We start from the raw sequence: 26,657 nt of genomic DNA on the forward strand, positions 1-26,657 counted from the left end.
GCACGATGGCTATCGGTCCGGGTTCGCAATAGGCGAACTGTACCCGACCAGAGCATGAGGAGGGACCGCTTCTTGCGGTCCCTTTTTTTAGCTATTGTTGTGATACCGCGATACCCGCGGTATACTCATTCGAGCTTGTCTCGCTGTATTGTGGAGGTCTACATGTTTGGACTGAGGGCTCCTGAGCTCATCATTATTCTCGTCGTTGTCCTGATTATCTTCGGGCCCAAGAACCTGCCGAAGCTCGGCAAGTCCCTCGGCTCTACCGTCAAGAATATCCGCGAGGGTATGGAGGGCGACGATAAGGCCGAGACCAAACAGGCCGAGGAGGTCGTGGTCGAGCAGTCCGAGGAGGACAAGGAGATCGCTGAGCTCGAGGCCAAGCTCGCTGCTGCCAAGAAGAAGCAGGCAGAGGACAGCGACGCGGACGCAGAGTAGTCCCATCCCTTTGGGGTGAGCACCTGACCGGCTTGCCCGCAGGCTAGCCGGTCTTTTTCGTTTTGTTGACAGTTGATTGTTTGATCAGAGTTGGGGAGATATCCGTATGGACGCAAGCCAGATCGTACTGACCGCTGAGGGCCGCCAGAAGCTCGTCGAGGAGCTCGCTTGGCGTGAGGGCGATTACGCCAAGGAGATCGTCGAGGACATCAAGGAAGCCCGCGCGTTCGGCGACCTTTCGGAGAACTCCGAGTATGACGCCGCCAAGGACAAGCAGGCCCAGAACGCCGCTCGTATTGCCGAGATCCAGGCCATCCTCGCCAACGCTCAGGTTGCTGCCACCGCGGGCGATCTGACCGTCTCCATCGGTTCCACCGTTTCTCTGATTGATCCCAACGGTGAGGTCATGGAAGTCACGCTCGTCGGTACCACCGAGACCAACTCGCTCGAGCACAAGATTTCCAACGAGTCTCCGGTCGGTCACGCCATCATCGGTCACGGCGAGGGCGACTCCGTCGAGGTCGTTACGCCTTCCGGCAAGACTCGCGTCTACACCATCGCCAAGATCGCACGCTAGACCACGGTCCCGCGTAAAGGTATGTTTTCGCTCCCTGGGACCGAATCCTGGGGAGCGTTTTAGTTTGAGGAGCTAACTTATGGCAGAGAACCAGAACGCCGCCGATCAGGCATCGACGCTCAACGACGAGCGCGCCACCCGCCTGGCCAAGCGCGCCGCCCTGTTCGAGGCGGGCCAGAACCCCTATCCCGAGCACTCTGAGCTTGAGGACTACGTCGCCGATATCGAGACTAAGTACGCCGAGCTTGCCGATGGCGAGGACACCGAGGACGTCGTGAAGATCGCCGGCCGCGTGGTCGCCAAGCGCGGTCAGGGCAAGATCATGTTCATCGTCGTGCGCGATGCGACTGCCGAGATTCAGCTGTTCTGCCGCATCAACGACATGGACGAGGCTGCCTGGAGTACGCTCAAGGCCCTCGACCTGGGCGACATCCTGGGTGTGACCGGCGTGGTCGTGCGCACCCAGCGTGGCCAGCTTTCCGTTGCCCCTAAGAGCGCGACCCTGCTTGCCAAGGCCGTTCGTCCGCTGCCCGAGAAGTTCCACGGTCTTTCCGACAAGGAGACCCGCTATCGCCAGCGCTATGTCGACCTGATCGCCAACGACGACGTTCGCGAGACCTTCCGTAAGCGTTCGCAGATTCTCTCCACCTTCCGCCGCTTTATGGAGTCCGACGGCTACATGGAGGTTGAGACCCCTATCCTGCAGACCATCCAGGGTGGTGCCACGGCCAAGCCGTTCATCACGCACTTTAACGCGCTCGATCAGGAGTGCTACCTGCGTATTGCCACCGAGCTTCACCTCAAGCGCTGCATCGTCGGTGGTTTTGAGCGCGTGTTCGAGATCGGCCGCATCTTCCGTAACGAGGGCATGGACCTTACCCACAACCCCGAGTTCACCACGATGGAGGCCTACCGTGCCTTCTCCGACCTCGAGGGCATGAAGGCGCTCGCCCAGGGCGTCATCAAGGCTGCGAACAAGGCCATCGGCAACCCCGAGGTCATCGAGTACCAGGGCCAGACCATCGACCTTTCTGGTGAGTGGGCCAGCCGTCCCATGACCGACATCGTCTCCGACGTGCTCGGCAAGCAGGTCACCATCGATACGCCGGTCGAGGAGCTTGCTGCCGCTGCGCGCGAGAAGGGCCTGGAGATTAAGCCCGAGTGGACCGCCGGCAAGATTATCGCCGAGATCTACGATGAGCTGGGCGAGGACACCATCGTCAACCCCACGTTCGTGTGCGATTACCCCATCGAGGTCAGCCCGCTTGCCAAGCGCTTTGAGGACGACCCGCGCCTGACGCACCGCTTTGAGCTGGTTATTGCCGGTCACGAGTACGCCAACGCGTTCTCCGAGCTCAACGACCCGGTCGACCAGGCTGAGCGCTTTGCTGCCCAGATGGCCGAGAAGGCCGGCGGCGACGATGAGGCCATGGAGTATGACGAAGACTACGTGCGCGCCCTCGAGTACGGTATGCCTCCCGCGGGCGGCATCGGCATCGGTATCGACCGCGTGGTCATGCTGCTCACCAACCAGGCTTCCATCCGCGACGTGCTGCTGTTCCCGCACATGAAGCCCGAGAAGGGTTTCCAGTCCGGTGCCGCTGCTGCCAAGGCTGCCGAGGCCGGCAACGCCGCGAGCCCGTTCGTTAAGTCGCTCAAGCCCACGGTTGATTATTCCAAGATTGCCGTTGAGCCGCTGTTTGAGGAGTTCGTCGACTTTGATACCTTCTCCAAGAGCGACTTCCGCGCCGTGAAGGTCAAGGCATGCGAGGCCGTCAAGAAGTCCAAGAAGCTGCTGAACTTTACGCTCGACGACGGCACCGGCACCGACCGTACCATCCTCTCCGGCATTCATGGCTACTATGAGCCCGAGGACCTGGTCGGTAAGACGCTGCTCGCCATCACCAACCTGCCTCCGCGCAAGATGATGGGTATTCCCAGCTGCGGCATGCTGATCAGCGCTGTCCACGAGGAGGAGGGCGAGGAGCGCCTCAACCTGATCCAGCTCGACGCTTCCATCCCCGCCGGCGCAAAGATGTACTAACTAGTTACGCGGTTCTACGAACCGCGTAACGGCTCGACGCTGCGCGGGCCGCATTTGGACAATCTGACCTTCAACTTCAAGGGCGCGACCAGAAGGTCAGCGCCCTTTCGTTTCACGTCACCTTGTCTCAAATGCGACCCGCTCGCTGACTTATGCTCAACCTATGGTGGCATCTCGTTTCAAAGCACCTTGCTCGCTCTGGCGGGCTTTCGCTGTCGTTGCCAGGGCATCGACGTTGCCTTGGCTGTCAATAGTCATTGGGGACGTTCTTAAACGACTACCCAACGGCTATTGCGCGCATGGCTCGCATGACAGTCGTCTCTTTTATGTTTCCTTTAGCCGTCGCTGCCTAGGATGGGGGTTAGTCGGTAGGAAGGGAGCGTCTATATGGACGACGCGAGCGAGCGTGCAATCGAAGAGGACATGCTCGATCAGTTCAATTACTTTGACGATGAGGATGAGGAGCTAATCGATCGTCGCGAGCCGGCATCGCTTGACTCATTTGATCTGGTCGATGAAGAGACTGATGAGGTTGAGGACGAATCAACGGAGTCCCCACAGTCTTCGCGCCTTGACTCGCTGCTTTCGAGAGCCCCCATGCACCACGGTGTTCGTGCCGGCGCACTCCATATGAAAACTGACTGGCACCAGATCGTGACGGCAGGCGATGAGCTTGCCGTCGATGCGCCGCTCACCGATAAGTCATCCATCATCTGCCGCACCGGTATGCTTATGCTCGCGAGCGGAACGGGTGCCTGGCGTGTACGCGATACCATGAATCGCGTCGCCGCCGTACTCGGTGTCACCGTCCACGTTGACTTAAGTCTTCTGTCGTTTGAGTGCACCTGCATCGAAGATGGCCACTGCTTTAACGAGGTTGTCAGCCTGCCCACAACGGGAGTCAATACCCATCGCATTTGGATGATGGAGAGCTTCCTAAAGGAAATCGAGACGTATGGGCGCCGGTTTACCGTGCACGAATACCACGAGATGCTCAAGACCGTTGAGAGTTCAAAACCCGATTACTCTCCCTGGCAACAGGGCCTTGCGGCAGCTTGTGCTTGCGGCGCCTTCGTCTTTTTGCTCGGCGGCGGCCCTATCGAGATGGCCTGCGCATTCGTAGGCGCTGGTGTTGGCAACTTTGCTCGCTCTCATATTCTCAAGCAGGGTCTTGGCCAGTTTAGCGCGCTGACGATTGGCGTTGCGCTCGCTTGCGTCTCGTATCTGCTGGCATTGCTCGGCCTTGGCCAGGTCGTACCGGGGGCAATGTCGCACCAAGAAGGCTATATCGGCGCCATGCTCTTTGTGATTCCCGGCTTTCCCCTCATTACGGCAGGCCTCGACATCGCTAAGCTCGATATGCGAAGCGGCATTGAGCGTCTTTCGTATGCCGTGTCGATTATTGTGATGGCGACCCTTGTGGGCTGGATGGTTGCCGAGTGTGTGGGGCTGGCACCGGATGATTTTGCCCCGCTCGGCCTTTCGCCGTTGGCTCTTACGCTCTTGCGCATACTGATGAGCTTTATCGGCGTATTTGGCTTCTCGGTTATGTTCAACAGCCCGGTAAAGATGGCAGCAGCGGCAGGGCTCATCGGCGCCGTGTCTAATACCTTGCGCCTTACGCTCGTCGATGCGCCGACGCTGCTTCCCTTCTTGGGCCTGAGTGCGGGCATGCCTCCCGAGGCGGCTGCGTTTACTGGTGCGTTGGTATCGGGGCTGCTCGCGAGCTTAGCCGAAATCAAGCTCACCTACCCACGTATCGCCCTCACGGTGCCATCGATTGTCATTATGGTGCCGGGCTTGTATCTGTATCGCTCGATGTATTACATGTGCACCTTCGACACGGTCAATATGCTCGGCTGGTTTGTGCGTGCAGTGCTCATCGTGGCGTTTTTGCCCGTTGGCCTGGGTGTGGCGCGTACGCTCACCGACCCTCGCTGGCGCCACACCAGCTAATTGGTGCAAATGAAACTGATCCGCAAAACATGAACGTGGATAATCTCCCGTTTTTGGCCTGTTTACGGGCTCAAAACGGGAGATTATCCACGCTCGTGGAATGGGTGTCCGAAAATCCACGCTCGTTGGGCCGATGCAGAGGCACCTGGCAATTCCTTTTTTGTAGACGTTGTCGCGCGGCTACGGGCGGGAAAGGTCCCAACGGTTAACATATACTCCATATGGGTAAAGAGACCAAAGCGCTGCCGCGGGGCGGCGCTTTGCGTTTGAAAAAAACTAGCTCGTCTAAGAGGAACTAGCATGTTAGACCGTTTTACCGATCGCGCGCGCAAGGTCATGTCCATGGCCAAGCAAGAAGCGCTCGATCTTCACTCAAATAAGGTGGGTACCGAGCACCTGCTGCTCGCACTCGCTAAGGAGGACGAGGGCATTGCCGCCGAGGCACTGCGTTCGCTCGACATCTCCTACGATGACATCATGGATACTCTCAAAGAGGTCCAGACCACGGTTCCCGAGCCCAGTGAGGAGACCGAGGCGGCCAAGCTCGCCTTTACGCCGCTCGTCATTAGCGTGATGGAGCGTTCATTCCGCGTGGCGCGTGAAAACAACCAGACCTACGTGTCGACCGAGCACTTGCTGATCGGCATCGTCGAAGAGGGCAACGGCATGGCCATGGACATCCTCATGCGCCTGGGTGTGTCGTCCGCCTCCATCAAAAAGGCTATCGAGAAACTCACCGCCAAGGACCAGGATAAGAAGCGCCCGCTCGCTGGCGCCGGTGCTGGTCGTCCCGGTACGGGCCTGCCGTTCTTTAGCGGCTCGGATGCCTCCCAGCAAAAGGGGAGCGGCACCGATACGCTTAAGCAGTTCGCGACCAACCTTACGCAGAAGGCGCGCGACGGCGAACTCGATCCGGTGATTGGTCGCGAAAAGGAAGTCCAGCGTATGATGGAAATTCTTTCGCGCCGCACCAAGAACAACCCACTCATTCTGGGCGACCCCGGCGTGGGCAAGACGGCCATCGTCGAGGGTCTGGCTCAGCAGATTGCAGCCGGCAACGTGCCCGAGAACCTTATGAACCAGAACATCTGGACGCTCGACTTGCCGGGCCTCGTGGCGGGCGCCAAGTACCGCGGTGAGTTTGAGGAGCGCCTCAAGAACGTAATCCAGGAGGCAACCGAAGCCGACGACGTCATCCTGTTTATCGACGAGATGCACACCATCATCGGTGCCGGTTCTGCCGAGGGCTCCATCGACGCGAGCTCCATGCTCAAGCCTGTGCTCGCGCGCGGTGCCTTCCAGATTATCGGCGCCACCACGGCCGAGGAATTCCGCAAGTACCTCACCAAGGACCCGGCCTTCGAGCGTCGCTTCCAGACCATCGATGTCGAGGAGCCGAGTGTCGAGGACACCGTCAAGATTCTGACTGCGCTCAAGCCACGCTACGAGGAGCACCACCACGTGCGTTACACGCAGGGTGCCATCGAGGCCGCCGCGAACCTCTCCAACCGCTACATCCAGGATCGCTTCCTGCCCGATAAGGCCATCGACCTCATTGACGAGGCCGGTGCCCGCGCTCGCATCGCCGCCAACCGCGCGCCCGAGCCGGTGCGCGAGGCCGAGCATCGCATAGAGGAGCTCAAGGCCGCCGCGCAGGAGGCCACCGAGAGCGACGACATGAACAAGGCCGCCGAGATCACCGAGCAGCAGAAGGCTGCCGAGATTGAACTCGCCGAGGCCAAGGCTGCCTGGACCGCCGAGCTCGACGCCAGCCCGCTCACCATCGATGTGAGTCAGATCGCCGATATCGTGTCCGTGACTTCGGGCGTGCCGGTATCCTCGCTTACCGAGAGCGAGAGCCGGCGCCTGCTGCAGACCGAAAGCGTGCTCAAGACGCGCATCATCGGTCAGGATGAGGCTGTCGAGGCCGTTGCCAAGGCCGTGCGCCGCAGCCGCTCGCCGCTCAAGGACCCGCGTCGCCCCGGCGGCAGCTTTATCTTCCTTGGTCCCACCGGCACGGGCAAGACCGAGCTTGCCAAGACGCTCGCCGAGTACCTCTTTGGCAGCAAGGACGCACTCATCAGCTTCGACATGTCCGAGTTCGGTAGCGAGTTCGAGGTCTCCAAGCTCATCGGCAGCCCTCCGGGTTACGTCGGTCACGATGAGGGCGGCCAGCTCACCAAGACCGTTCGTCGCCACCCGTACTCGGTCGTGCTGTTCGACGAGATCGAGAAGGCGCACCCCGATATCTTCAACATCCTGCTGCAGGTGCTGGAAGAGGGTCGTCTGACCGATAGCCAGGGCAAGACGGTCGACTTCCGCAACACCGTGATCATCATGACGTCCAACGTGGGCGCCCGCGAGATTGCGCAGGATGCAAGCGTTGGCTTTGGCACCACCGGCGAGCAGGGCCTCACCTCGAGTGAGATCCGCGGCCGCGCCATGGGCGAGCTCAAGCGCCTGTTCCGCCCCGAGCTGCTCAACCGCATCGACGACATCGTGGTGTTCCAGAAGCTCTCGGGCGAGAACCTGACCAAGATCGCTCACCTGCTGGTGGACGATCTGCGCCAGCGCCTGATTGCCAACGGCATGAACATCAAGCTCACCGATGCGGCCTATGACAAGATCGTGGCCGAGGGCACCGACCTCACCAACGGTGCGCGTCCGCTGCGCCGTGCTATTCAAAAGCTCATCGAGGACCCGCTGTCCGAGGAGCTTCTGGCCGGCGAGTGGGGTGAGGGCGATACCGTCCTGTGCGACGTGGCCGATGGCAAGTTTGTCTTTAGCCATGGCACGGGCGAGATCCCGGCACCGCGTCCGGCGGGCACGCTCGGTGGCGATACCGCCCCGGCGGCACCGCACACCGGCAACGCCGCGCCCGTGAGCGGCGGCGTGACCTCGGGCCCCGGTGGCATGATGCAAGCCGGTTCCGGCGCGCTGTAGGGCGTGGCGACAATTTGATACGCGCAATCGAGGCGCTCCGGAAAGGGCGCCTCGATTTGTAGAGCTGCGGTAGTTGTGACCGTTACGCTATGCGGTTCACCGTTAGCCGATGATGCAAGGGCGCTCGGCGTTTTCGACTGGTTTATGCACGCAAAGTCTGGGAATATACAAGGCGCATGTCTTACTGTCTAACCAGTTGCGCCAAGGAGGCACCATGGATTACAAGATCACCGGCTACGAGCCCGCCCAGCTGTTCCATTTCTTTGAGGAGGTCAGCGCGATCCCCCGTGGGTCTGGCAACGAGAAGGGCATCAGCGATTTCCTGGTTGCGTTTGCCAAGGAGCGCGGCCTCGATGTGTACCAGGACGAGGTCTACAACGTCATCATTCGCAAGCCCGCTTCTGCCGGCGCCGAGAATGCCCCGACTGTGATGCTGCAGGGCCACATCGATATGGTGTGCGACAAGTTGGGCTCTGTTGAGCACGACTTTACGACCGACGGTATCGACCTGGTCGTGAAGGACGGCGTCCTCACCGCTAACGGCACCACCCTGGGCGCCGACAACGGTATTGCTGTCGCTCTGATGCTTACTGTGCTCAACGACGATTCGATTGCTCACCCCGCCCTCGAGTGCGTATTCACCACCGACGAGGAGACTGGCCTGGTCGGCGCCGAGACGCTCGACAAGTCCCAGATTAGCGCCCGCACCATGATTAACCTTGACTCCGAGGAAGAGGGCGTTGCCACCGTCAGCTGCGCTGGCGGCGTCGTTGTTACCTACACCTGCCCCATCGTGCGCGAGCACAAGACCGGCAGCACCCTCACGCTCGACATCTCCGGCCTACTGGGTGGTCATTCCGGCAACGATATCAACCTGGAGCGCGGCAACGGCAACCTCATCATGGCCCGCATCATCGACCGCCTGATGGTCGCCGGCGAGCCCGCCATCGTTAGCTTTAACGGCGGCACTAAGGACAACGCCATCAACCGTGAGTGCAAGGCCGAGCTGGTTTACGCCGACCACGCTGCCGCCGAGGCCGCGGCCCAGATCGCAAAGGGCATCATCGCCGACGTCACTGCCGAGCTCGAGGTCTTCGACCCCGGCTTTACCTGCACCGTCGAGATTGCCGACGACGCCGAGGTCGAGGCCATGGATCAGAAGTCCGCGCTTGCCCTCATCCGCGCCCTGCGTCTTGCCCCTAACGGCGTGATTCGCCGCAACGTCGCCACCGACGGCTCCGTCGAGGTTTCCTCCAACATCGGCGTGGTCGCCACTTCCGACGACCAGGTCAAGATCATGCTGTCCCCGCGCTCCTCGATCACCTCGCTGCAGAACGAGTTCAAGGACCGCCTGCAGACGCTGGCCGATGTCTTGGGCTTCGACGCCAAGTTCGAGTTCGAGTATCCCGGCTGGAGCTATGCCGAGCATTCGCCGGTCCGCGACGTTTTTGTCGAGAGCTATCGCGAGCTCTTTGGCTCCGAGCTGCGCATCGAGTCCATTCACGCCGGCCTTGAGTGCGGCCTGTTTGCTGAGGCCCTGCACGGCCTGGACGCCATCGCCGTGGGCCCGACGCTCTCCGATGTCCACACCCCGGACGAGAGCATGGAGCTCGCTTCTGCCGAGCGCTTCTACGAGCTGCTCATCGACGTCCTCAAGCGCCTCGCTGCGTAAAGGTCGCGCTAGCAGCAGTTCGAGCCACGTGCTAGCGGATTGCAAATGACATTACGAGAGGGGGCATCCGAACTTTTGCGACGGGTGCCCCCCTCTTCTTTTAAGAAATGTGGATTGATTGGCGCCTAGCCCATATCCGCCTTGATGAGGTCGAGGGTGCGCTGGCAGTTTTCGCGGACGGGGCCGAGCATGTGCTCGCGCAGGTCCGCCATGCCGGGCAGGTCGGCGTATTCGTCCATGATCTCTTCCATGCAAATGGGCACCTCGTAGGCGAGGTCCATCATGGTCGCAAAGCAAAACTTCTCGGATAGCCCGGCATCGGTGAGCGCCGCCTCCAGCGCGGGGTCGCCCATACCGTGGTATCGGCGGATAGCGCCTGGACCGATACGCCCCACTCGATTTTCGCCGCCAACGCTCATGGCAAGGCGCGCCCGGCGGCGCATACGCTCGTACGCCAAGCCCGATGCGACATCGTACATGGGTGCGAGCGCTGCGTTTGTGCCTTTGCCTAGGATGAGCGAGTAGTTTTTAGCGTGTGCGTCAGGCGCTCCGATAATGGCGTTATAGAACAACATATAGGTAAAAAGCACAAGATTCATGTGGTGGGGGACTGTGTTAATCAGTCGTTCTTGGATGTCTCGCGTGGTTGGTCCTCCGTCGGCGGTGTATTTCTGGCTTGGCAATACACCGAGCGCCTGGCAAAAGTCCTCCTGATGCAGCCTTTCGATATTTCCGCTGCTATTGACCATTCTGTCGTACCGTTCAACGACGAGCGCGGCTTCGTCTTCAAATGTGCAATAGGAGACGTTGGCAGTTGGAATGCCAACACGCCGAGCCGTTTTCATGCAGACGAATTCGTTTAAGGCCTGATGTTTGAACCCAACGACACCATTTTTGAAGATATGGGTAGTGGGGGATGACCCTAGACATTCGCACCATTGGCCATCATGCCAAGCTAGTGCAAATTTGCCTTGGTTGCCGCCCAGGGACCAGCTTTCGTTGGAGCCCATCCATGTCTCTCTTTCGTCATCGCGAATTGCTTTGAGCTTGTGAGCGATTTGAGAATTGGTAAGCGGGCGGTATGTCGAGACCCTGCCGCGGGCGGCGCCTAATTGATCGGTTCGACAAAACTGAACGGCCCCTGCGCAGTCAAGACCGATATGGCACAAGAGGGCGACGGGGTTGTTGGATGCAACGTCATGCTCGGCGGCAATAGCGCGGCGCTGCTCTTGGCTGTCGGGCAAAAGGCCAAATAGGAACGGGCGGACGATGTTATGGCCATACGTGCGATTGGAAAGCGGCATTGTAAGCGATAGTGGTGCTCCGCGATAGGTTGGGGCGTATACAAAGCTGCAGAGTCCATGCTCGTCTTGCCGGAGAGTGCCTGCGATTTCGCCACAAATGAGGGTCGCAAGCTCCATCTCTGCCATTTATTTCACAACCTTACAGCCAAAGGAGAGGTCTGAAGTGTCGGAAAGGCCTTGCTCGGCTGCGATGTGGGCCAGCAAGGCACCATAGGAAGATGGCGTTCCCTGTCGAGCGGGTCGTCTGCCTACGCTTGGCTTTGGCAGGGCATTCGAGTTCGCGATAGGGAGGTCCGCTTTCGTCGTCGGATGTTCGGAGGGCGATGCGATGGAGTCGTTATCGCTTTGCGCAAAGAGACCTATGCCGAGTGCGTTAAAGACGGACAGCAACTTGTCGAGTCGAATGCCGGTGGCGTCTCCTAGCTCGAGCGATGCGAGCAGGCGCTCGGAAACACTGGCCGTTTTGGCGAGGGCGGCACGGGTGAGACCCTGAGCCTCGCGTGCCTGGCGCACGTAGATGCCAGCTTGGCGCGGTGTGGTGATGGGAAGGGTATTCACGGCGATCTCCTAACGTGCAGACTTTTGCATATCAGTATGACATGCAAAAGTCTGCACGAAAAGGCCTCATGCAAAACTTTGCATGAGGCCTTGTACTGGCGTTGAGTTTTGAGCGATTGTGTTTGGCGTTACAGCGCCAAAATCCCCAGATGCTCAAGCAAGATCTTAAGTCCGATGAGGATGAGCACGATGCCGCCCACGATGGTGGCAGGTTTTTCGTAGCGCGCGCCAAAGGTGTGGCCGATCGCTACGCCGGCGACGGAGAAGATAAACGTTGTGACGCCGATAAGCGATACGGCGGGAACGATGTCGACCGAAAGCGCGGCGAACGAGATGCCCACGGCCAGGGCGTCGATTGAGGTGGCGATGGCGAGGATCAGGTACTCGCTCAGTTCAATCTTTTCGGCATTCTTGCCGTCGCCTTCATCCTCGTCCTCGGTAAAAGCCTCCCACAGCATTTTGCCGCCGATGAAGGCCAAAAGGATAAAGGCAATCCAATGGTCGATGGGGCCGATGATGCCCATAAACTGGCTGCCAAGCGCCCATCCGATCACGGGCATGCCGGCCTGGAAGCCGCCAAAGAACAGGCCGAGCACTACGGCGACCTTAAGGTTGATCTTCTTCATGCCAAGGCCCTTGCAGATGGATACGGCAAAGGCGTCCATCGAAAGGCCAATGGCGAGCAGCACGAGCTCTACGAGTCCCATGGTTTGGCTCCCTCCTTGCGGGCGAACCCGCGTGTACTTCTGACAGGGGAGCAACAAAAAAGACCCGTGGCGTACGCGCTGCGCGTACAACCACGAGTCTCGTTCATTAAGGCAAGCCAGACCGTTTCGGCCAGTATGTTGACTTGCCGCGCCACCAGAGGCGAACCCGGTCACGCGACTACTCCCTCATTCATGTGAATCCCGATGCTACCACATGAACAGCTCATTTGGGTTGAGGCTCTCAGCGGTGTTCGCTCATTCTGTAAGCATCGGATTTCGCGAGCGCCGCGGGGACAAACCGTGAGAAACTATTTAGCGTTTATGGAGCGTATGCGATGGGAGCGATGCCTTGGATAAGAACGAGCTGCAAAAGCGTATGGAACAGGCCATCCGCCTGACGGCACCTGGTCAGCCGATCCGCACCGCCCTCGACATGATCATCGCCGGTCATCTGGGTGCCCTTATCTGCGTCGGCGACACCGAAAACGTGCTCGCTGCCGGTAACGACGGCTTCCCACTCAACATTTCGTTCACCTCGAACCGCCTGTTCGAGCTCTCCAAGATGGACGGTGCCATCGTTATCGACGGCGACCTCACCCAGATCCTGCGCGCCAACTTCCACCTCAATCCCGATCCCTCGCTTGCCACGAGCGAGACGGGCATGCGTCACCGCACTGCCGCTCGCATGTCGGTGCTCACCGATGCCATCGTGATCTCGGTCTCGGCCCGTCGTGCCGTCGTCAACGTGTACGTTCACGGCAAGAGCTATGAGATCCAGCCCGTCACCACCATCATGAGCTCGGTCAACCAGCTCGTCGCCACGCTTCAGACCACCCGTCAGTCGCTCGACCGCTCCCTGCTGCGTCTGACGGCCCTCGAGCTCGATGACTACGTTACGCTCGCCGATATCACCGGGATTTTCTCGAGCTTCGAGATCATGCAGCAGGCAAAGACTGAGCTTAAGGATTGCATTGTCAAGCTGGGCAACCAGGGCAAGCTCGTGCAGATGCAGCTCGAGCAGCTCGCCGGCTCCAGCATGGATACCGAGTACGACCTGATGATTCGCGACTATGCGAGTGATTCCTCCGAGGCCAATGCCGAAAAGATCCGCGCCAACCTGAGCCGTATGACGCCTAAGGACCTGTCCGACCCACAGCATGTGGCGGCGGTTCTGGGTTACGACGACCTGGACGAGGACTCCGTCATGACGCCGCTGGGCCTGCGCACGCTTTCGCGCGTGTCCGTCGTGCGCGACGGCGTGGCCGAGAAGATCGTCGACGAGTACGGCTCGCTGCAGGAGCTCATGGATGACATCAGCGAGGATCCGGAGCGCCTGGGCGACTTTGGCGTCAACAACCCTGCCATTCTTGCGGACTCCCTGTACCGCATGAAGGGCACCAAACAGGGGAACGCATAATGGCGCCCGTATGCGCCGTGGTCGTTGCCGGCGGCAGCGGTCAGCGCTTTGGAAATCCCGGCGGCAAGCAGCTCGTTAACGTGGCGGGTCGTCCGCTCATGAGCTGGTCCATCCGCGCGTTCGATCGTAGCGACAAGGTCGGCCACATCGTGGTGGTGTGCCCTGCCGAGCACCGTGCCGAGATGCGCCGCCTGGCCATCGACCCCTTTGACTATGACACGCCCATCAGTTTTGCCGATGCCGGCGATACCCGCCAGGACTCCACCCGTGCCGGCGTGCATGCGGTACCGGCGGGTTTCGAATATGTCGCCATCCACGACGGCGCCCGTCCGCTCATCACGACCGAGGCCATCGATCATGCGATTGACGTGCTTGTGGGTGACCGCTCGCTCGACGGCGTCGTGTGCGGCCAGCCCGCGATCGACACGCTCAAGATCGTCGACGGCGATAATATCGTCGAGACGCCGCCGCGCGAGCTCTATTGGACCGCACAGACGCCGCAGATCTTTATCGTCGACGCCATGAAGCGCGCTCACGCCGCTGCTATCGCCGAGGACTTTATCGGTACCGACGATTCATCGCTGGTTGAGCGCATGGGCGGGCGCGTCCGCTGTGTCCAGAGCCCGCGCGATAACCTTAAGGTGACGGTGCCCGAGGACCTGCGTCCCGTAACCGCGATTCTGCTTGGCCGTATGGCCGAGGGAGAGGACCTTCCCCATGTTCAGTAACCTGCGCATTGGCCACGGCTACGACGTCCACCGTTTGGTGGAGGGGCGTCGATGTATCATCGGCGGGGTCGACATTCCCTACGAGCGCGGCCTGCTGGGTCACTCGGATGCCGATGTGCTCGCACACGCCTTGGCCGACGCCATTCTGGGCGCCTGCCGCGGGGGAGACATCGGCAAATTGTTCCCCGACACCGATCCCGCCTACGAGGGTGCCGATTCGATGGTGCTGCTCGCTCGCGTGATGGACTATGCGCGCGAGCTGGGCTTTGAGTTTGTCGATGCCGATTGCACCATTGCCTGTCAGCAACCCAAGATCACTCCGCACCGCGATGCCATGCGCGCCAACCTTGCCCATGCCCTGGGCGTTGACGTCGAAAACGTGGGCGTCGCCGCCACTACGACCGAAAAGCTCGGTTGGGAAGGCCAGGGCGAGGGAATCGGTGCCTGGGCCGTCTGCCTGCTACAGAAAACCGTTAAGGAGTAACGAATGCGTATCTACAACAGCGCTACCCATAAAAAGGAAGAGTTCCAGCCCATCGAGTCCGGCAAGGTCCGCATGTACGTGTGTGGCCCCACGGTCTACGACAACATCCACATCGGCAATGCCCGCACGTTCATCAGCTTTGACGTGATTCGTCGCTGGCTCATCGCGAGCGGCTACGAGGTCACGTTCGCCCAGAACCTCACCGATGTCGACGATAAGATCATCAAGCGCGCCAACGAGCAGGGCCGCACTGCCGCCGAGGTCGCGACGGAGTTCTCCGACAAGTTCATTGGCGTCATGCGCGCCGCCAACGTGCTCGATCCCGATGTGCGCCCCCGCGCCACCAAGGAGATCGGCCCCATGATCGCCATGATCAAGACGCTTATCGAGCAGGGCCACGCTTACGCCGCCGATAACGGTGATGTGTACTTTGCCGTGCGCAGCGATCCCAACTATGGCCAGGTCTCGGGCCGCAACATCGATGACCTTATGGTTGGTGCGCGCATCGAGGAGAACGAGGACAAGAACGACCCGCTCGACTTTGCCTTGTGGAAGGCCGCCAAGCCCGGCGAGCCTAGTTGGCCGAGCCCCTGGGGCGAGGGCCGTCCCGGTTGGCACACCGAGTGCGCCGCCATGGTGCATCGCTACCTGGGCACCCCGATCGACATCCACGGCGGTGGCTCCGACCTTGCCTTCCCGCACCACGAGAACGAGTGCGCCCAGGCCACCTGCGCCTGGCACCAGGGCTTCTCCAACACCTGGATGCACACGGGCATGCTGCTGGTAGACGGCGAGAAGATGTCCAAGTCGCTCGGCAACTTCTTTACGCTGGCCGAGGTCCTCGAGCAGCACTCCGCTGCCGCCCTGCGCCTGCTGATGCTGCAGACGAGTTATCGCTCGCCGCTCGACTTTTCTTGGGAGCGCCTGGAGGGTGCCGAGAACTCACTCACGCGTATCGCCGGAACGGTCGAGAACCTGCGCTGGGCCGCGAACCATGCGACGGCCGATGCCGATGAGGCAGCATCCGAGGCGTTTGCCGCCAAGGCCGCCGAGACCCGCGCCACCTTTAAGGAGTGCATGGACGACGACTTTAACACCGCCGGTGCCATGGGTGCCGTCTTTGGCTTTGTGACCGAGTGCAACCAGTACCTGGAGCAGGCGGGCGACGCTGCCGACAAGACCGCTGCCCTGGCCGCCGCCGATACGCTGGTCGAGCTGCTCGATACATTTGGCGTTGAGCTCCCCGAGCCCAAGGTCGAGTTGCCGCTGGGTCTGCTAGGCGTTGCCGCCGGCTTGGTCGCCTACACGGGCGACGACGTGGACGAGGCTGCTGCCAAGATTCTCGAGGCCCGCGCCGAGGCCCGCGCCGCCAAGAACTGGGATCTGGCCGACGCCATCCGCGACCAGCTCAAGGACCTAGGCCTGACGATCGAGGACACTGCCGCCGGCACTCGTATCAAGTCTCTCTAATCCCTGCGGGTTTTCCAAGCACCCGACCTTGCCGTTCAAACCGTCGCTCGCGTACTCAAGTACGTGTCGCTCCTCTTTCACGGCCATCTCGGACACTTGGAAAACCCGTGCCGACCGCCCGAGCCACGGCACCTTGCCTTTCAATCGTCGGGCATGACCTCAAGGTCTATGCCCTCCTCTTTCAAGGCAATCTGCCGCACCTCGGGCGGTCGGTCTATTTGTTTCGTTTGATAGTTGTATTTAGGAGGTCGCTTTATGGCCGACAATCGCAAGCGTGCGCCTCGTGGTGGCAAACAGGCTGCTTCTGGCTCGCGCCCGATTCGCCGCAATGACCGCGCTGCCGCTTCCAAGGGCCAGCGCGAGCGCTCCCAAGCCCAGGCTGCGCGTCCGCAGCGAGATCGTAACCGCGACACTGTCCAGGCTCCCAAGGGCGAGTTTATCGAAGGTCGTCGTGCTGCCGCCGAGGCGCTGCGCACTGGTTTTCCCATCAAGTGCGCGCTCATCGCCGAGGGCGGGGAGCGCGATGCTGCTTTGTCTCGTCTGGTCGATGACCTCAACGCCGCGGGTGTCCGCATTAAGTATGTGCCGCGCGCGCAGCTCGATGTGCTGTCGAGCCATGGCGCTCACCAGGGTATTGCGCTCGAGGTGGGAAATTTCCCCTATGCTGATGTCGCCGATATCCTCGATCGCGCGGGCGAGGGTCCGGCTCTTGTCGTCGTGCTCGACCATGTGACCGACGATGGCAACTTTGGTGCGATCGTGCGCTCCGCCGAGGTCGTGGGCGCGGCGGGCGTCATCATTGCAAACAAGCGCGCCGCCGGTGTGACCGTGGGCAGCTACAAAACCTCTGCTGGTGCCGTTATGCATCTGCCCATCGCACAGGTTCCCAACATCGCTCGAGCGCTCGACGACCTCAAGGCTGCTGGCTTTTGGGTGGGCGGTGCTTCCGAGCACGCCGAGGGCAGCTGCTGGGATGCTCCCTTTGAGGGCCGCGTTGCGCTCGTCATGGGCTCCGAGGGCGACGGCATCTCGCGCCTGGTGCTCGAGAAATGCGACTTTTTGACCAAGCTTCCCCAGCGCGGCATGACCGAGAGTCTCAATGTGGCCCAGGCGACCACCGCGCTGTGCTTTGAGTGGCTGCGCCGCAATGCCGGCGAGCTCATGGGGGAGGAGTAGCGCATGTCCAAGAAGAACCGCGCCAAGTCCAAGGCCAAGCGCTTTGGCGAGGGCTCGGCCAAGCCGATTGTTTCGGCCGCGACCTACGGCGTGGGCGGCAATGCGTTTGCGCAGGCTATCGCCGACCCAGTCTCGACGGTGCACTCCAACAAGCCCGAGCTGCTGGTGGTCGACGGTTACAACGTGATCCACTGCACGCCGCGCTACGAAAAGCTCGTCTACGACCATTCCGACGATCCATATTCCAGCGACGTCCACGATATGGCGCGCACCGCGCTCATCAACGATGTTGCGGCGTTTGCCCAGGGCCGTTACGAGGCCGTGATCGTGTTCGACGGCGCGGGCAACATCTCCAACGAGCGCCCCAACCTACCGGCCCGCGGCGTGCGCATCGAGTTCTCGCCGACGGGCGTCTCTGCCGATACCGTGGTGCAGAAGCTCTGCATCGAGGCACGCGAGGAAGGCCGCGCGTGCTCCGTGGTATCGAGCGACGGTACGATTCAGGCCGTCGTCATGGGCAAGGGCGTCACGCGCATCTCGAGCCGCATGCTGGTGGACGAGATCAAACAGATCGATAACGACGTTCACGAGGCAGAGGAAGCCCCGCAGATCAAGATGACTCTGGGCAGTCGCCTGAGCCCCGATGCCCTGGCCAAGCTCAAGGCCCTTCGTGGCCGGTAGGGGAGTATCTGTAGAGACCAGCTACTCGGCTGGTCAATTCACTGGCTTGTAGTTATTGGATTGTGGACTTGCCATCGCCAAAACGAATAGTTTTTTGTTTTGGCGAACAGACGAAACTATTCGTTCTGGCGAATAGTTTTGAGATGTGGTCGGTCGAAGGGCCTGTTGCGCCCCATCCTCAATTCCTTTATCCTTAACAGGCTTCGCGCGAAAGCGCCAAGTGTGCCAGTGTGGCGCAACGGTAGCGCAACTGATTTGTAATCAGTGGGTTGCAGGTTCGATTCCTGTCACTGGCTCCATGAGAGTTTCGGGCTCTGTTCCCTTGTGGGACAGGGCCCGTTTCTTTGTAGGTGGTGTGCCATCGGGTTGGCGCCCATCCCGTTTTTGGTTTGTCTCGTCCTCTAGTTTGTCTAAATCTGTAACAACAAGACCGATATTTGGCATCTAACTGTTACAGATTGAGATGAAACTTAGGGTGTTTTAGGAATATCTTGATCTGTAACATGTAGAAGCGGAATAGGCCTCTTGCTGTTACAGATCGAGACAAGGGCGGGTGCGGACATGGGGTCCTGTTCGAGCGTGGATTTCTGGACACGCGAACGAAGAAAATCTCCCGACCGGAGAACGAGCGTGGATAATTAATTTGGATAGGGAGCTAAGGTAAACGCCGATTGTCTATCGACGGCTTTAGAAACAACGGCCCCGATTTCATTGTGGAATCGGGGCCGTTTGTGCCTCAGGAATCCGAATGGATTAATCGAGCTCCTAAGGAACTTCTTGGGTTCTTGCTAATGGTCTGCCGAGGATGTCCCCAATGCAAACAGCGGGCATCTACTCAATATAGCTGGGGTTCTTCTTGATGATCACGCGTGCAGCGATGAAGGAGACGACGATGGCGATGATGGCGACAACGCATGCCAGCACGAAGTTGCCCATGGACCCATCGGGAGCGATAAAGATGAGTGCCGAAAGAAGGCCGGGGCATGCTCCCGCAACATACTCTTTCAGAACAAAGATGCCTGCAGGGAGTCCAGCGCAGAGCGCGCCGATTGCCGTGCCGACAAGCAGGCGGGGACGCTCGATGAGGCAACCGTAGAACGCGGGCTCGGTTACGCCACAGAGTGCGGTGACGGCAACCGTGGTGACCATACCCCTCTTCTCTTTGTTTCCCTTCATGGCAGTTGCCAGGGCGAGGCTCGTGCCGCCAATGCAGAGGTTCGAGATGAATCCAAAGATAATGGGTGCCCAACCGAGCTGCGCCAGGCTCGTAACTTCGATTGCGATGTAAGCCTTATCGAGACCGAGCATGACGAAATAGGGGTTAAGGGCTGCCAGGATCGGAGTAGCGATAAATGCCACGTTGTCCATAAGCCACGTGACGGCATCGCTCAGCGCTGTTAGTGTCGGAAAAATTTAGCCAAATATAGTCGGCCGAGATTGACCAATCCCGGCCGACCCATTTTGGCCAACACGCCCGCATCTATGACTTTCCTATCGCATTCCTACATCCCCTCGGGCTGGATCCCCCTCACCTTCACCGCCTGGGGGACGGCCTCCACCGAGTACGTGTCGAGCCCCCTGCCGCGGTAGCTCGGGCCCCGCATCACGAACACCGACGCCTTGTCGAGCAGCCTGTCGAGGGCGGCGTGTTGGCGCCACCAGCGTAGTGGCGGCGGGGAGGCACGGTGGCCATTATTCGGTGACCGGGATTGGTCAAAATCGGTTGACTATTAGCGGCTAAAATCGCCCGGCGCTAACAGCGCGTAGCCCATCATGCTGCCGGCGGGGCCAAGGATAATCAGCTCGACAGGCACGACGATGATCATGGTGAGCAGCGGCTTCAAGAACAGTTTGGTAACGTCGGGGATTATTTTCTGAAGACCGCGATCGACGAAGTACATGAACACGACGCCCAGTACGATTGGCACCACCGTGCTCGAGTAGTCATTCGTCGGGATGGGGATGCCAAGAAAGTCGAGACCCTCAGCACCGCTAATGGACGAGCTGATCATGATCGCGCCCAGCAATGCGCCCATGATGGGCTGCATCTTCATGACGGCTGCGAGCTGATAACCAAGATAAACGGGCAAGAAGCTAAACGAAGCGCTAAAGATCGCCAACAGGACCTGGGCGGTTCCGCTATCGGTGCTCAATCCGCAATAATTGACCAGGAGATTCTTGATCGAAAGAATGAGTCCGCCAACGATGAGCGCCGGGACGATGGGCATGAATACCTGTGCAGAGACGTTCCCGAATTTCTCAATCAAGCCCATGGCGGTGTTACCGCTTTTAATGCCTTCTGCAAGGTCTTTGGCGGTTTGGGCATCGTCGGCAACCGTGCCACCGCCGACTTCGATTCCCGCGAAGTCGAGGAAGTCGTTGTAAGCCTCGGTGACGTTGGGGCCGATGATCACCTGAAGCTGGCCACCGCTGACTACTGCCCCGAGCGCCTGATCGGCCGATTTGGCGAGCTGGAGATCGATGATCGAGGTGTCTCGTGCGTCGATGCGAAGGCGCGTCGCACAATGAGTTACCGATGTAATGTTCTCTTTGCCGCCAACAGCCTTTAGGACTGTTTCGGACATTGCCTGATATTTCATCTCTTTCTCCTAACCTTCCTGCTCCTGATACTTCGAGATAAGGTCTCGGTACCAATACCAGCTCTTTTTGGGGGTGCGTTCCAGATTGTTCTCGAAGTCGATATGGACAAGTCCGTATCGTTTTTCGTAGCCGTTGATCCAGCTATACAGATCCATCGTCGACCAGAGGTAGTAGCCCTCAACGCGCGCGCCGTCGCGCTTGGCCCTCATCATGTGCTCGATGAACTGGCCCAGAAGCTCGATGCGGTCATCATCGTGGATCATTCCGTCTGCGTCTGGTTGCTCATAGGCGCCATGTCCGTTTTCCGTAATAAAGATGCGGGGCGCGTCATAGCGCTCGTGGACATCCATGATGGTTGAATACATGCAACCTGGGAGTATTTCGCGGCCCCATTTATTGCGGGGAACATTGCTGTCGCGGGCGCTTTCAAACAAGGGCGCAATGCATTTTCCTTCGACCTTTTTGCTCGAACCGCCCTTATTGTTCGCCGAAACGGCAAGCTCTCCACCGTGCCAGTCGGTTACATACTCTCGGCAATACACGTTGAGTCCAATAAAATCGACTTTACCGTCTCTGAATTCTTCTACGTCATTTGGGGATCGATAGAGCGAGACGCCAAGTTTTTCAAGGATTTCGTCCATTTCTGGCGGCAGTTGACCCTGAAGCGCTGGTGCCAGAATCATGCGATTGGCGAAAAAGTCTGCGTATCGAAATACGTCATCAGGGTGCTCGGTTGCCGGGTCGAGTTCGACAACGCCGCCATCGTGGACGGCGCCGATGATGCCGTCGTAGCCCATTTGACGATATGTTCGGACTGCGAGTGCGCTTGCGCGCATCAGGTTGTACTGAAACTGCATGTACGACTGAACGTCGAGTGATCGATTGGGGGGATAGTTGCCCAACATGTTTACGCAGTAGCTGTAGAAATGCGGCTCGTTAACGGTAGCCCAGATTTTGACGCGGTCTCCAAAGCGCTCAAAGCAAATCTTGGCGTATTTGCAGAACCACTCTGCCATGTCGTTGTTCAGCCATCCGCCTTTGCAAGCAAGCGTGAATGGCAGATCGTAATGGAACAGCGTAACGTTGGGCTCTATGCCATTTTTGAGGCAGCAATCAATGACCCGATTATAAAAATCGATACCCTCTTCATTTACTTCGCCGATGCCCGTGGGGATGATTCGACTCCATGAAAGAGAGAAGCGATAGGTGTTTTGTCCGCCTTCTTTCATCATGCGGATATCTTCTTCATAGCGATGGTAGAAGTCGCAAGATACATCACCGTCAACATGGTTGATGTTCTTATTGCTTGTGTGGCTAAAGAAATCCCACTCGCCAAGGCCTTTGCCGTCTTCGTTCCAGGCACCCTCGCACTGATAAGACGCCGTGGCGGAACCCCAGAGAAACGGCATGTTGTTCACGTTGCTCATGAATCCCCTTTCCATCATTCAACACGGTGGATACGTGTGGCGGAATTACGATTAAGATGACGTCAACTGATTTGAATCATAGGAGAACGACCAAAGCTGTTTGATTCAATAAATGAACTATGATTTCGAGGAGAGCGGAAAGAGGGATCACGTGAATATCAATGACTTCGATGTGCTCAATCGCATTAGCTCCATCATCAACAGCGAGTTTGGGTCAAACGATGCCGCCATCGCTCGATATCTCATCGCTCACATTAGGCGTTCGAGCGAAATCAATGTTGCCGCAATAACCCGCGATGCATTCGTGACCCGTTCCGCTGTTCGTCGTTTCTGCAATCGATTGGGCTACCAGTCTCTTAGCGATTTGAAAGAATCATTTACTCAATCAGTCTTTCCAAGCGACTTAAGCCATCGAGAGGAGGAATTTGGCTACGAGGAGTACAGGGCAGAGCTCGACGTTCGCATGATCGAGATGTTCGCTGAGGTTGAAAGCGGCGTGTCCGATATCGCTATTAAGCACCTTGCCGACGAAATTGATGGCCATAAAAACGTTGAAATCTGGTGCACCAATAATGTGAGCGCCAATCTCGTACGATTTCAGCAGGAAATGTTTTATGCGGGCAAGATAGTTTGTATAGTTGCTGGGGCTAACGTCGCGGAATTGAAAAACATGGGAGACGCTTCGCAGTCATTGATAATTCTCGTATCGGTCTCCGGGCTATTTGCGTCACAGGCGCGTGAGTATCTTGATTGCCGTTCGGGCAGGAAGATTCTAATTACTGCGTTTAGCAACGATGACAAATCGAGGTCTTTTGACCGTGTATATCGTCTTGGTAATGCGGGAAACGGAATTGACCGACTCGGCGTTTATTCGAAATATGCCATGACTTATTTCTTCGACTTGCTATCGTCGTGTTACTTGAGTCGCTACCCCTGCACCAAGGGGGAGCCGCTCTATGGGTCTACTTTGGCCTGGCCCGAGTAGTTGCGGCTCTATAGTTCTCCCGTCTGGAGAATGAGCGTGGATAATCTGCCACTTTGGCTTAGAGCCGCGCTAAAAGCGGGAGAAAGTCCACGCTCGATTTCAAACGGGAGAAAATCCACGCTCGATCAAGCCAGGGAAGTCCGATCGCGACCTATGCAATAGTGCAAGAGGGTCGTTATCGAAGGTCATGCTGTAGGCGTACTCCACCGTGCCAAAGTGTTCCCTTGGGAAATGTCGCCAGCGCAGCCAAATCCGCCGTCCTTCATATCTAAATTCAGCAAAACCGCAGGTCAGAGGTATATAGATACGCCCGGGGCCGTGTATCTAGAGGTTTTCGTTGACAGCCCCCAAGGTGGCATCGTATTATCTTCTTCGTTCGCGGGGGCGGCGGTCCAAAAGACCAAAGAACCTGCGGATACTTGAACGATTGGGAGTTTGCCCGAGTGGTTAATGGGGACGGGCTGTAAACCCGTTGGCTCTGCCTACATAGGTTCGAATCCTATAGCTCCCACCCGTCAAGTGCCTGTATAGCTCAGTCGGTAGAGCACTTCGTTGGTAACGAAGAGGTCACCAGTTCAAGTCTGGTTGCAGGCTCCATCCGGCGGTGTAGCTCAGTTGGTTAGAGCACACGGTTCATACCCGTGGCGTCACTGGTTCGAATCCAGTCACCGCTACCATAGGTAACACGGTGGCTTCTCAATAGTATGTTGAGAGGCCACTATGGTATAAAGGCAAAGTCCCGTCCGGGGACGACCTGTTAAGAGGAGGGCTTTATGGCCAAAGAGAAGTTTGAGCGCACTAAGCCGCATGTTAACATCGGCACCATTGGTCACGTCGACCACGGCAAGACCACGCTGACCGCTGCCATCACCAAGGTTCTCTCCGAGACCGAGGGCTGCAAGGCTGACTTCACTGCGTTCGAGAATATCGACAAGGCTCCCGAGGAGCGCGAGCGCGGCATTACGATCTCCGTCTCCCACGTTGAGTACGAGACCGCTTCCCGTCACTACGCTCACGTTGACTGCCCGGGCCACGCTGACTACGTCAAGAACATGATCTCCGGTGCTGCTCAGATGGACGGCGCTATCCTGGTCATCGCCGCTACCGACGGCCCCATGGCTCAGACCCGCGAGCACATCCTGCTCGCCCGTCAGGTCGGCGTTCCCTACATCGTCGTCTTCCTGAACAAGTGCGACATGGTCGACGATGACGAGCTCATCGACCTTGTCGAGATGGAGACCCGTGAACTCCTCTCCGAGTACGATTTCCCCGGCGACGACATCCCCGTCATCCGTGGTTCCGCTCTGGGCGCTCTCGAGGGCGACGCCAAGTGGATGGACGCTATCCGCGAGCTCATGAACGCCGTCGACGAGTACATCCCGACGCCTGCTCGTAACAACGACCTCCCCTTCCTGATGGCCGTTGAGGACGTTATGACCATCTCCGGCCGTGGTACCGTTGCTACCGGCCGTGTCGAGCGCGGTGAGCTCAAGCTCAACGAGCCCGTCGAGATCGTCGGCATCAAGGACACCCAGAACACCGTCGTTACCGGTATCGAGATGTTCCGTAAGTCCATGGACTTCTGCGAGGCTGGCGACAACGTCGGTCTGCTGCTCCGCGGCATCAAGCGCGAGGACATCGAGCGCGGCCAGGTTCTCTGCAAGCCCGGTTCGGTTACCCCGCACACCAAGTTCACCGGCGAGATCTACGTTCTGACCAAGGAGGAGGGCGGCCGTCACACCCCGTTCTTCGATGGTTATCGTCCTCAGTTCTACTTCCGTACCACCGACGTTACCGGTACGGTCAAGCTTCCCGAGGGCACCGAGATGGCTATGCCTGGTGACCACATCACCATCGAGGGCGACCTCATCCACCCGATCGCCATGGAGGAGGGCCTGCGCTTCGCTATCCGCGAGGGTGGCCACACCGTCGGTTCGGGCATCGTCTCCACGATCATTGAGTAAATTAGCTCTCTGATATAGCTGACTTAGAGAACCCGGCACTTATATGGGTGCCGGGTTCTTTTCTGCAATGGACATTGAGTCGTTGCTGGTGTCGAGAGGATCGATAATGGTCCTGGGTACACCGTCGATTAGCTCTCGCTGGCTTCATTGATGTGTTCCAAATATGAATGGATCCACCGAGAACCAATTGACTCGAGGTTTTCGTTGACAGCCCTTACGTAGAGCTGATAAAGTACCATCTCGTGCCCGTACGGGGCGGAAATGAAAGGTTCAGGATACATGCGTACTCTAGTTACTCTTGCGTGCACTGAGTGCAAGCGCCGCAACTATACGACCACCAAGAACAAGGCGAACATGCCTGATCGTATGGAGATCAAGAAGTATTGCCCCTGGTGCCGTCACCACACGCTGCACAAAGAGACCCGCTAGTCTCTAGTCACATACGCCAGTAGTTCAATTGGTAGAGCATCGGTCTCCAAAACCGAGTGTTGAGGGTTCGAGTCCTTCCTGGCGTGCCAGTCATTATTCCGTAAGCTCCCATTGGGGGCTTACGGTTTACTCATGTATAAGCGCATTGCGCGGAGGTAACCCAAATGGCCAACAAGAAGAACAAGAAGAAGGCTCAGCAGCCGGCACCCGCCAACAACGCTGCCGCCAACTCCAAGGTTGAGGCCAAGAAGGCCGTTGCCAAGAAGAACGAGAAGGCTGCGAAGTCCAAGAAGAACGAGAAGCCTGGCTTCTTCGCCCGCACCAAGAAGTATTTCGCTTCGGTCAAGTCCGAGATGAAGCGCGTCACGTGGCCCGATAAGAAGGAGCTCGTGAACTACTCGGTCGTCGTTTGCGCTTCTCTGATCGTCGTCGGCGTCGTCATCGCTCTGCTCGATGCTGGCTTTGGCGAGGCTCTTGCTCTGTTTTCTGGATTGAGGGGCTAAACCATGTCTAAGCGTTGGTACGTCGTTCACACTTACTCTGGATACGAGAACCGCGTTAAGTCTGATCTCGAGCATCGTATCGAGACTATGGGCATGCAGGACCGTATCTTTGATATCGAGATTCCTATGGAGCGCGTTACTGAGATTAAAGAGGGTGGCAAGCGCGAGACCAAGGATTCCAAGATTTTCCCGGGTTATGTTCTGGTCCGTATGGAGATGGATGACGATGCATGGACGTGCGTTCGCAACACGCCCGGCGTCACCGGTTTCCTGGGCGGCAACGGCAAGCCCGCTCCGCTTTCCCGCGACGAGTACAATAAGATGACTCGTCGTCCCGGTAAGGGCGATTCGCCCAAGCGTACCTCGGTTGATATTCAGGTCGGCACGTCCGTCCGCGTCACCGATGGCCCGCTTACCGACTTTGATGGCAAAGTCTCTGAGGTTAACACCGAGGCTGGCAAGCTCAAGGTCACGCTGATGATCTTTGGCCGCGAGACGCCGGTCGAGCTCGACTTTAACCAGGTCGCTGTCATCGCTTAAGTTTTCGTCCGTTCGCGCGAGCGTGCTTCTTCTGTGACTGCTCATCTCAGGAG

23 protein-coding genes and 5 tRNA genes are annotated in these 26,657 nt (G+C 58.6%); 22 read left to right on the forward strand and 6 right to left on the reverse strand.

Going from position 1 to position 26,657, the window contains the following annotated elements; genetic code table 11:
- Positions 1-162 precede the first annotated feature (162 nt).
- From tatA to DWZ22_RS03320, 6 genes are all read left to right on the forward strand, one after another.
- Complete coding sequence (tatA, locus tag DWZ22_RS03295) at positions 163-438, forward strand: twin-arginine translocase TatA/TatE family subunit (protein ID WP_022094895.1); 276 nt, start codon at positions 163-165, stop codon at positions 436-438.
- Between the two features lie 106 nt (positions 439-544).
- Entirely contained in the window at positions 545-1,015 is a 471-nt protein-coding gene (gene greA / locus DWZ22_RS03300) for a transcription elongation factor GreA (RefSeq protein ID WP_117798305.1), read from the forward strand.
- Positions 1,016-1,094: 79 nt separating this feature from the next.
- Entirely contained in the window at positions 1,095-3,059 is a 1,965-nt protein-coding gene (lysS, locus tag DWZ22_RS03305; RefSeq protein ID WP_117798306.1) for a lysine--tRNA ligase, read from the forward strand.
- Between the two features lie 387 nt (positions 3,060-3,446).
- Positions 3,447-5,015, forward strand: coding sequence for a threonine/serine exporter ThrE family protein (locus DWZ22_RS03310; protein WP_199583435.1), 1,569 nt, complete (start codon positions 3,447-3,449; stop codon positions 5,013-5,015).
- Positions 5,016-5,315: 300 nt separating this feature from the next.
- The gene (locus DWZ22_RS03315; protein ID WP_117637594.1) at positions 5,316-7,958 is read left to right on the forward strand and encodes an ATP-dependent Clp protease ATP-binding subunit; all 2,643 of its coding nucleotides are present in this window, start codon (positions 5,316-5,318) and stop codon (positions 7,956-7,958) included.
- Between the two features lie 214 nt (positions 7,959-8,172).
- Entirely contained in the window at positions 8,173-9,630 is a 1,458-nt protein-coding gene (locus DWZ22_RS03320; RefSeq protein WP_117806094.1) for an aminoacyl-histidine dipeptidase, read from the forward strand.
- A gap of 125 nt (positions 9,631-9,755) precedes the next feature.
- Here DWZ22_RS03320 and DWZ22_RS03325 read toward each other — a convergent pair whose 3' ends face one another.
- The 3 genes from DWZ22_RS03325 to DWZ22_RS03335 all read right to left on the reverse strand — a co-directional run bounded on the left by DWZ22_RS03325 (position 9,756) and on the right by DWZ22_RS03335 (position 12,199).
- Positions 9,756-11,060 (reverse strand): type II toxin-antitoxin system HipA family toxin, encoded by a 1,305-nt coding sequence (locus DWZ22_RS03325; RefSeq protein WP_118405432.1) that lies wholly within the window; start codon positions 11,058-11,060, stop codon positions 9,756-9,758.
- Positions 11,061-11,492 (reverse strand): helix-turn-helix domain-containing protein, encoded by a 432-nt coding sequence (locus DWZ22_RS03330; protein WP_158573291.1) that lies wholly within the window; start codon positions 11,490-11,492, stop codon positions 11,061-11,063.
- 128 nt (positions 11,493-11,620) lie between these two features.
- Positions 11,621-12,199, reverse strand: a complete 579-nt coding sequence (locus tag DWZ22_RS03335) for a manganese efflux pump MntP family protein (protein WP_117635969.1) — start codon at positions 12,197-12,199, stop codon at positions 11,621-11,623.
- Between the two features lie 376 nt (positions 12,200-12,575).
- On the opposite strand from DWZ22_RS03335, the gene disA reads away from it, so the two are divergent.
- From disA to DWZ22_RS03370, 7 genes are all read left to right on the forward strand, one after another.
- Positions 12,576-13,616 carry a DNA integrity scanning diadenylate cyclase DisA gene (gene disA, locus DWZ22_RS03340; protein ID WP_369831362.1) on the forward strand — a complete coding sequence of 347 codons (1,041 nt, stop codon included), beginning with the start codon at positions 12,576-12,578 and terminating at the stop codon, positions 13,614-13,616.
- Positions 13,616-14,344, forward strand: coding sequence for a 2-C-methyl-D-erythritol 4-phosphate cytidylyltransferase (gene ispD, locus DWZ22_RS03345; protein WP_118405434.1), 729 nt, complete (start codon positions 13,616-13,618; stop codon positions 14,342-14,344). Before disA ends, ispD begins: the two co-directional genes overlap by 1 nt.
- Entirely contained in the window at positions 14,334-14,828 is a 495-nt protein-coding gene (gene ispF, locus DWZ22_RS03350; RefSeq protein WP_006234975.1) for a 2-C-methyl-D-erythritol 2,4-cyclodiphosphate synthase, read from the forward strand. Before ispD ends, ispF begins: the two co-directional genes overlap by 11 nt.
- Positions 14,829-14,831: 3 nt before the next feature.
- On the forward strand, positions 14,832-16,298 hold the full coding sequence (cysS, locus tag DWZ22_RS03355) for a cysteine--tRNA ligase (RefSeq protein WP_118405435.1): 1,467 nt from the start codon (positions 14,832-14,834) through the stop codon (positions 16,296-16,298).
- A gap of 255 nt (positions 16,299-16,553) precedes the next feature.
- Positions 16,554-17,474: a 23S rRNA (guanosine(2251)-2'-O)-methyltransferase RlmB gene (gene rlmB / locus DWZ22_RS03360; RefSeq protein ID WP_118405436.1), complete on the forward strand. Its 921-nt coding sequence runs from the start codon at positions 16,554-16,556 to the stop codon at positions 17,472-17,474.
- A 3-nt stretch (positions 17,475-17,477) separates the two neighbouring features.
- A complete protein-coding gene (locus tag DWZ22_RS03365; protein WP_055309418.1) occupies positions 17,478-18,155 on the forward strand; it encodes an NYN domain-containing protein in 678 nt (225 codons plus the stop codon).
- A gap of 224 nt (positions 18,156-18,379) precedes the next feature.
- Positions 18,380-18,454: transfer RNA gene (locus DWZ22_RS03370), tRNA-Thr, on the forward strand.
- A 532-nt stretch (positions 18,455-18,986) separates the two neighbouring features.
- On the opposite strand, the gene DWZ22_RS03375 is transcribed toward DWZ22_RS03370, so the two are convergent.
- The 3 genes from DWZ22_RS03375 to DWZ22_RS03390 all read right to left on the reverse strand — a co-directional run bounded on the left by DWZ22_RS03375 (position 18,987) and on the right by DWZ22_RS03390 (position 22,183).
- Entirely contained in the window at positions 18,987-19,523 is a 537-nt protein-coding gene (locus DWZ22_RS03375; protein ID WP_118405437.1) for a PTS transporter subunit EIIC, read from the reverse strand.
- Positions 19,524-19,885: 362 nt separating this feature from the next.
- The gene (locus tag DWZ22_RS03385) at positions 19,886-20,755 is read right to left on the reverse strand and encodes a PTS transporter subunit EIIB (RefSeq protein WP_118405438.1); all 870 of its coding nucleotides are present in this window, start codon (positions 20,753-20,755) and stop codon (positions 19,886-19,888) included.
- 9 nt (positions 20,756-20,764) lie between these two features.
- Positions 20,765-22,183 (reverse strand): glycoside hydrolase family 1 protein, encoded by a 1,419-nt coding sequence (locus DWZ22_RS03390; protein WP_118405439.1) that lies wholly within the window; start codon positions 22,181-22,183, stop codon positions 20,765-20,767.
- Between the two features lie 151 nt (positions 22,184-22,334).
- On the opposite strand from DWZ22_RS03390, the gene DWZ22_RS03395 reads away from it, so the two are divergent.
- The 9 genes from DWZ22_RS03395 to nusG all read left to right on the forward strand — a co-directional run bounded on the left by DWZ22_RS03395 (position 22,335) and on the right by nusG (position 26,604).
- A complete protein-coding gene (locus DWZ22_RS03395) occupies positions 22,335-23,168 on the forward strand; it encodes a MurR/RpiR family transcriptional regulator (protein ID WP_158573292.1) in 834 nt (277 codons plus the stop codon).
- Positions 23,169-23,597: 429 nt separating this feature from the next.
- Positions 23,598-23,679, forward strand: a tRNA-Tyr gene (locus DWZ22_RS03400).
- Between the two features lie 10 nt (positions 23,680-23,689).
- Positions 23,690-23,765 (forward strand) — tRNA-Thr (locus DWZ22_RS03405).
- Positions 23,766-23,768: 3 nt separating this feature from the next.
- Positions 23,769-23,845, forward strand: a tRNA-Met gene (locus tag DWZ22_RS03410).
- A gap of 96 nt (positions 23,846-23,941) precedes the next feature.
- The gene (gene tuf / locus DWZ22_RS03415) at positions 23,942-25,132 is read left to right on the forward strand and encodes an elongation factor Tu (RefSeq protein ID WP_089572520.1); all 1,191 of its coding nucleotides are present in this window, start codon (positions 23,942-23,944) and stop codon (positions 25,130-25,132) included.
- Positions 25,133-25,411: 279 nt separating this feature from the next.
- Positions 25,412-25,561: a 50S ribosomal protein L33 gene (rpmG, locus tag DWZ22_RS03420; RefSeq protein WP_102372646.1), complete on the forward strand. Its 150-nt coding sequence runs from the start codon at positions 25,412-25,414 to the stop codon at positions 25,559-25,561.
- Between the two features lie 13 nt (positions 25,562-25,574).
- Positions 25,575-25,650, forward strand: a tRNA-Trp gene (locus DWZ22_RS03425).
- Positions 25,651-25,725: 75 nt separating this feature from the next.
- Complete coding sequence (gene secE, locus DWZ22_RS03430; protein WP_117583102.1) at positions 25,726-26,064, forward strand: preprotein translocase subunit SecE; 339 nt, start codon at positions 25,726-25,728, stop codon at positions 26,062-26,064.
- Positions 26,065-26,067: 3 nt separating this feature from the next.
- Positions 26,068-26,604 (forward strand): transcription termination/antitermination protein NusG, encoded by a 537-nt coding sequence (nusG, locus tag DWZ22_RS03435; RefSeq protein WP_006234984.1) that lies wholly within the window; start codon positions 26,068-26,070, stop codon positions 26,602-26,604.
- The last annotated feature ends 53 nt before the right edge of the window (positions 26,605-26,657 follow it).

Source organism: Collinsella sp. AF31-11 (assembly GCF_003475605.1).
GTDB lineage: Bacteria > Actinomycetota > Coriobacteriia > Coriobacteriales > Coriobacteriaceae > Collinsella.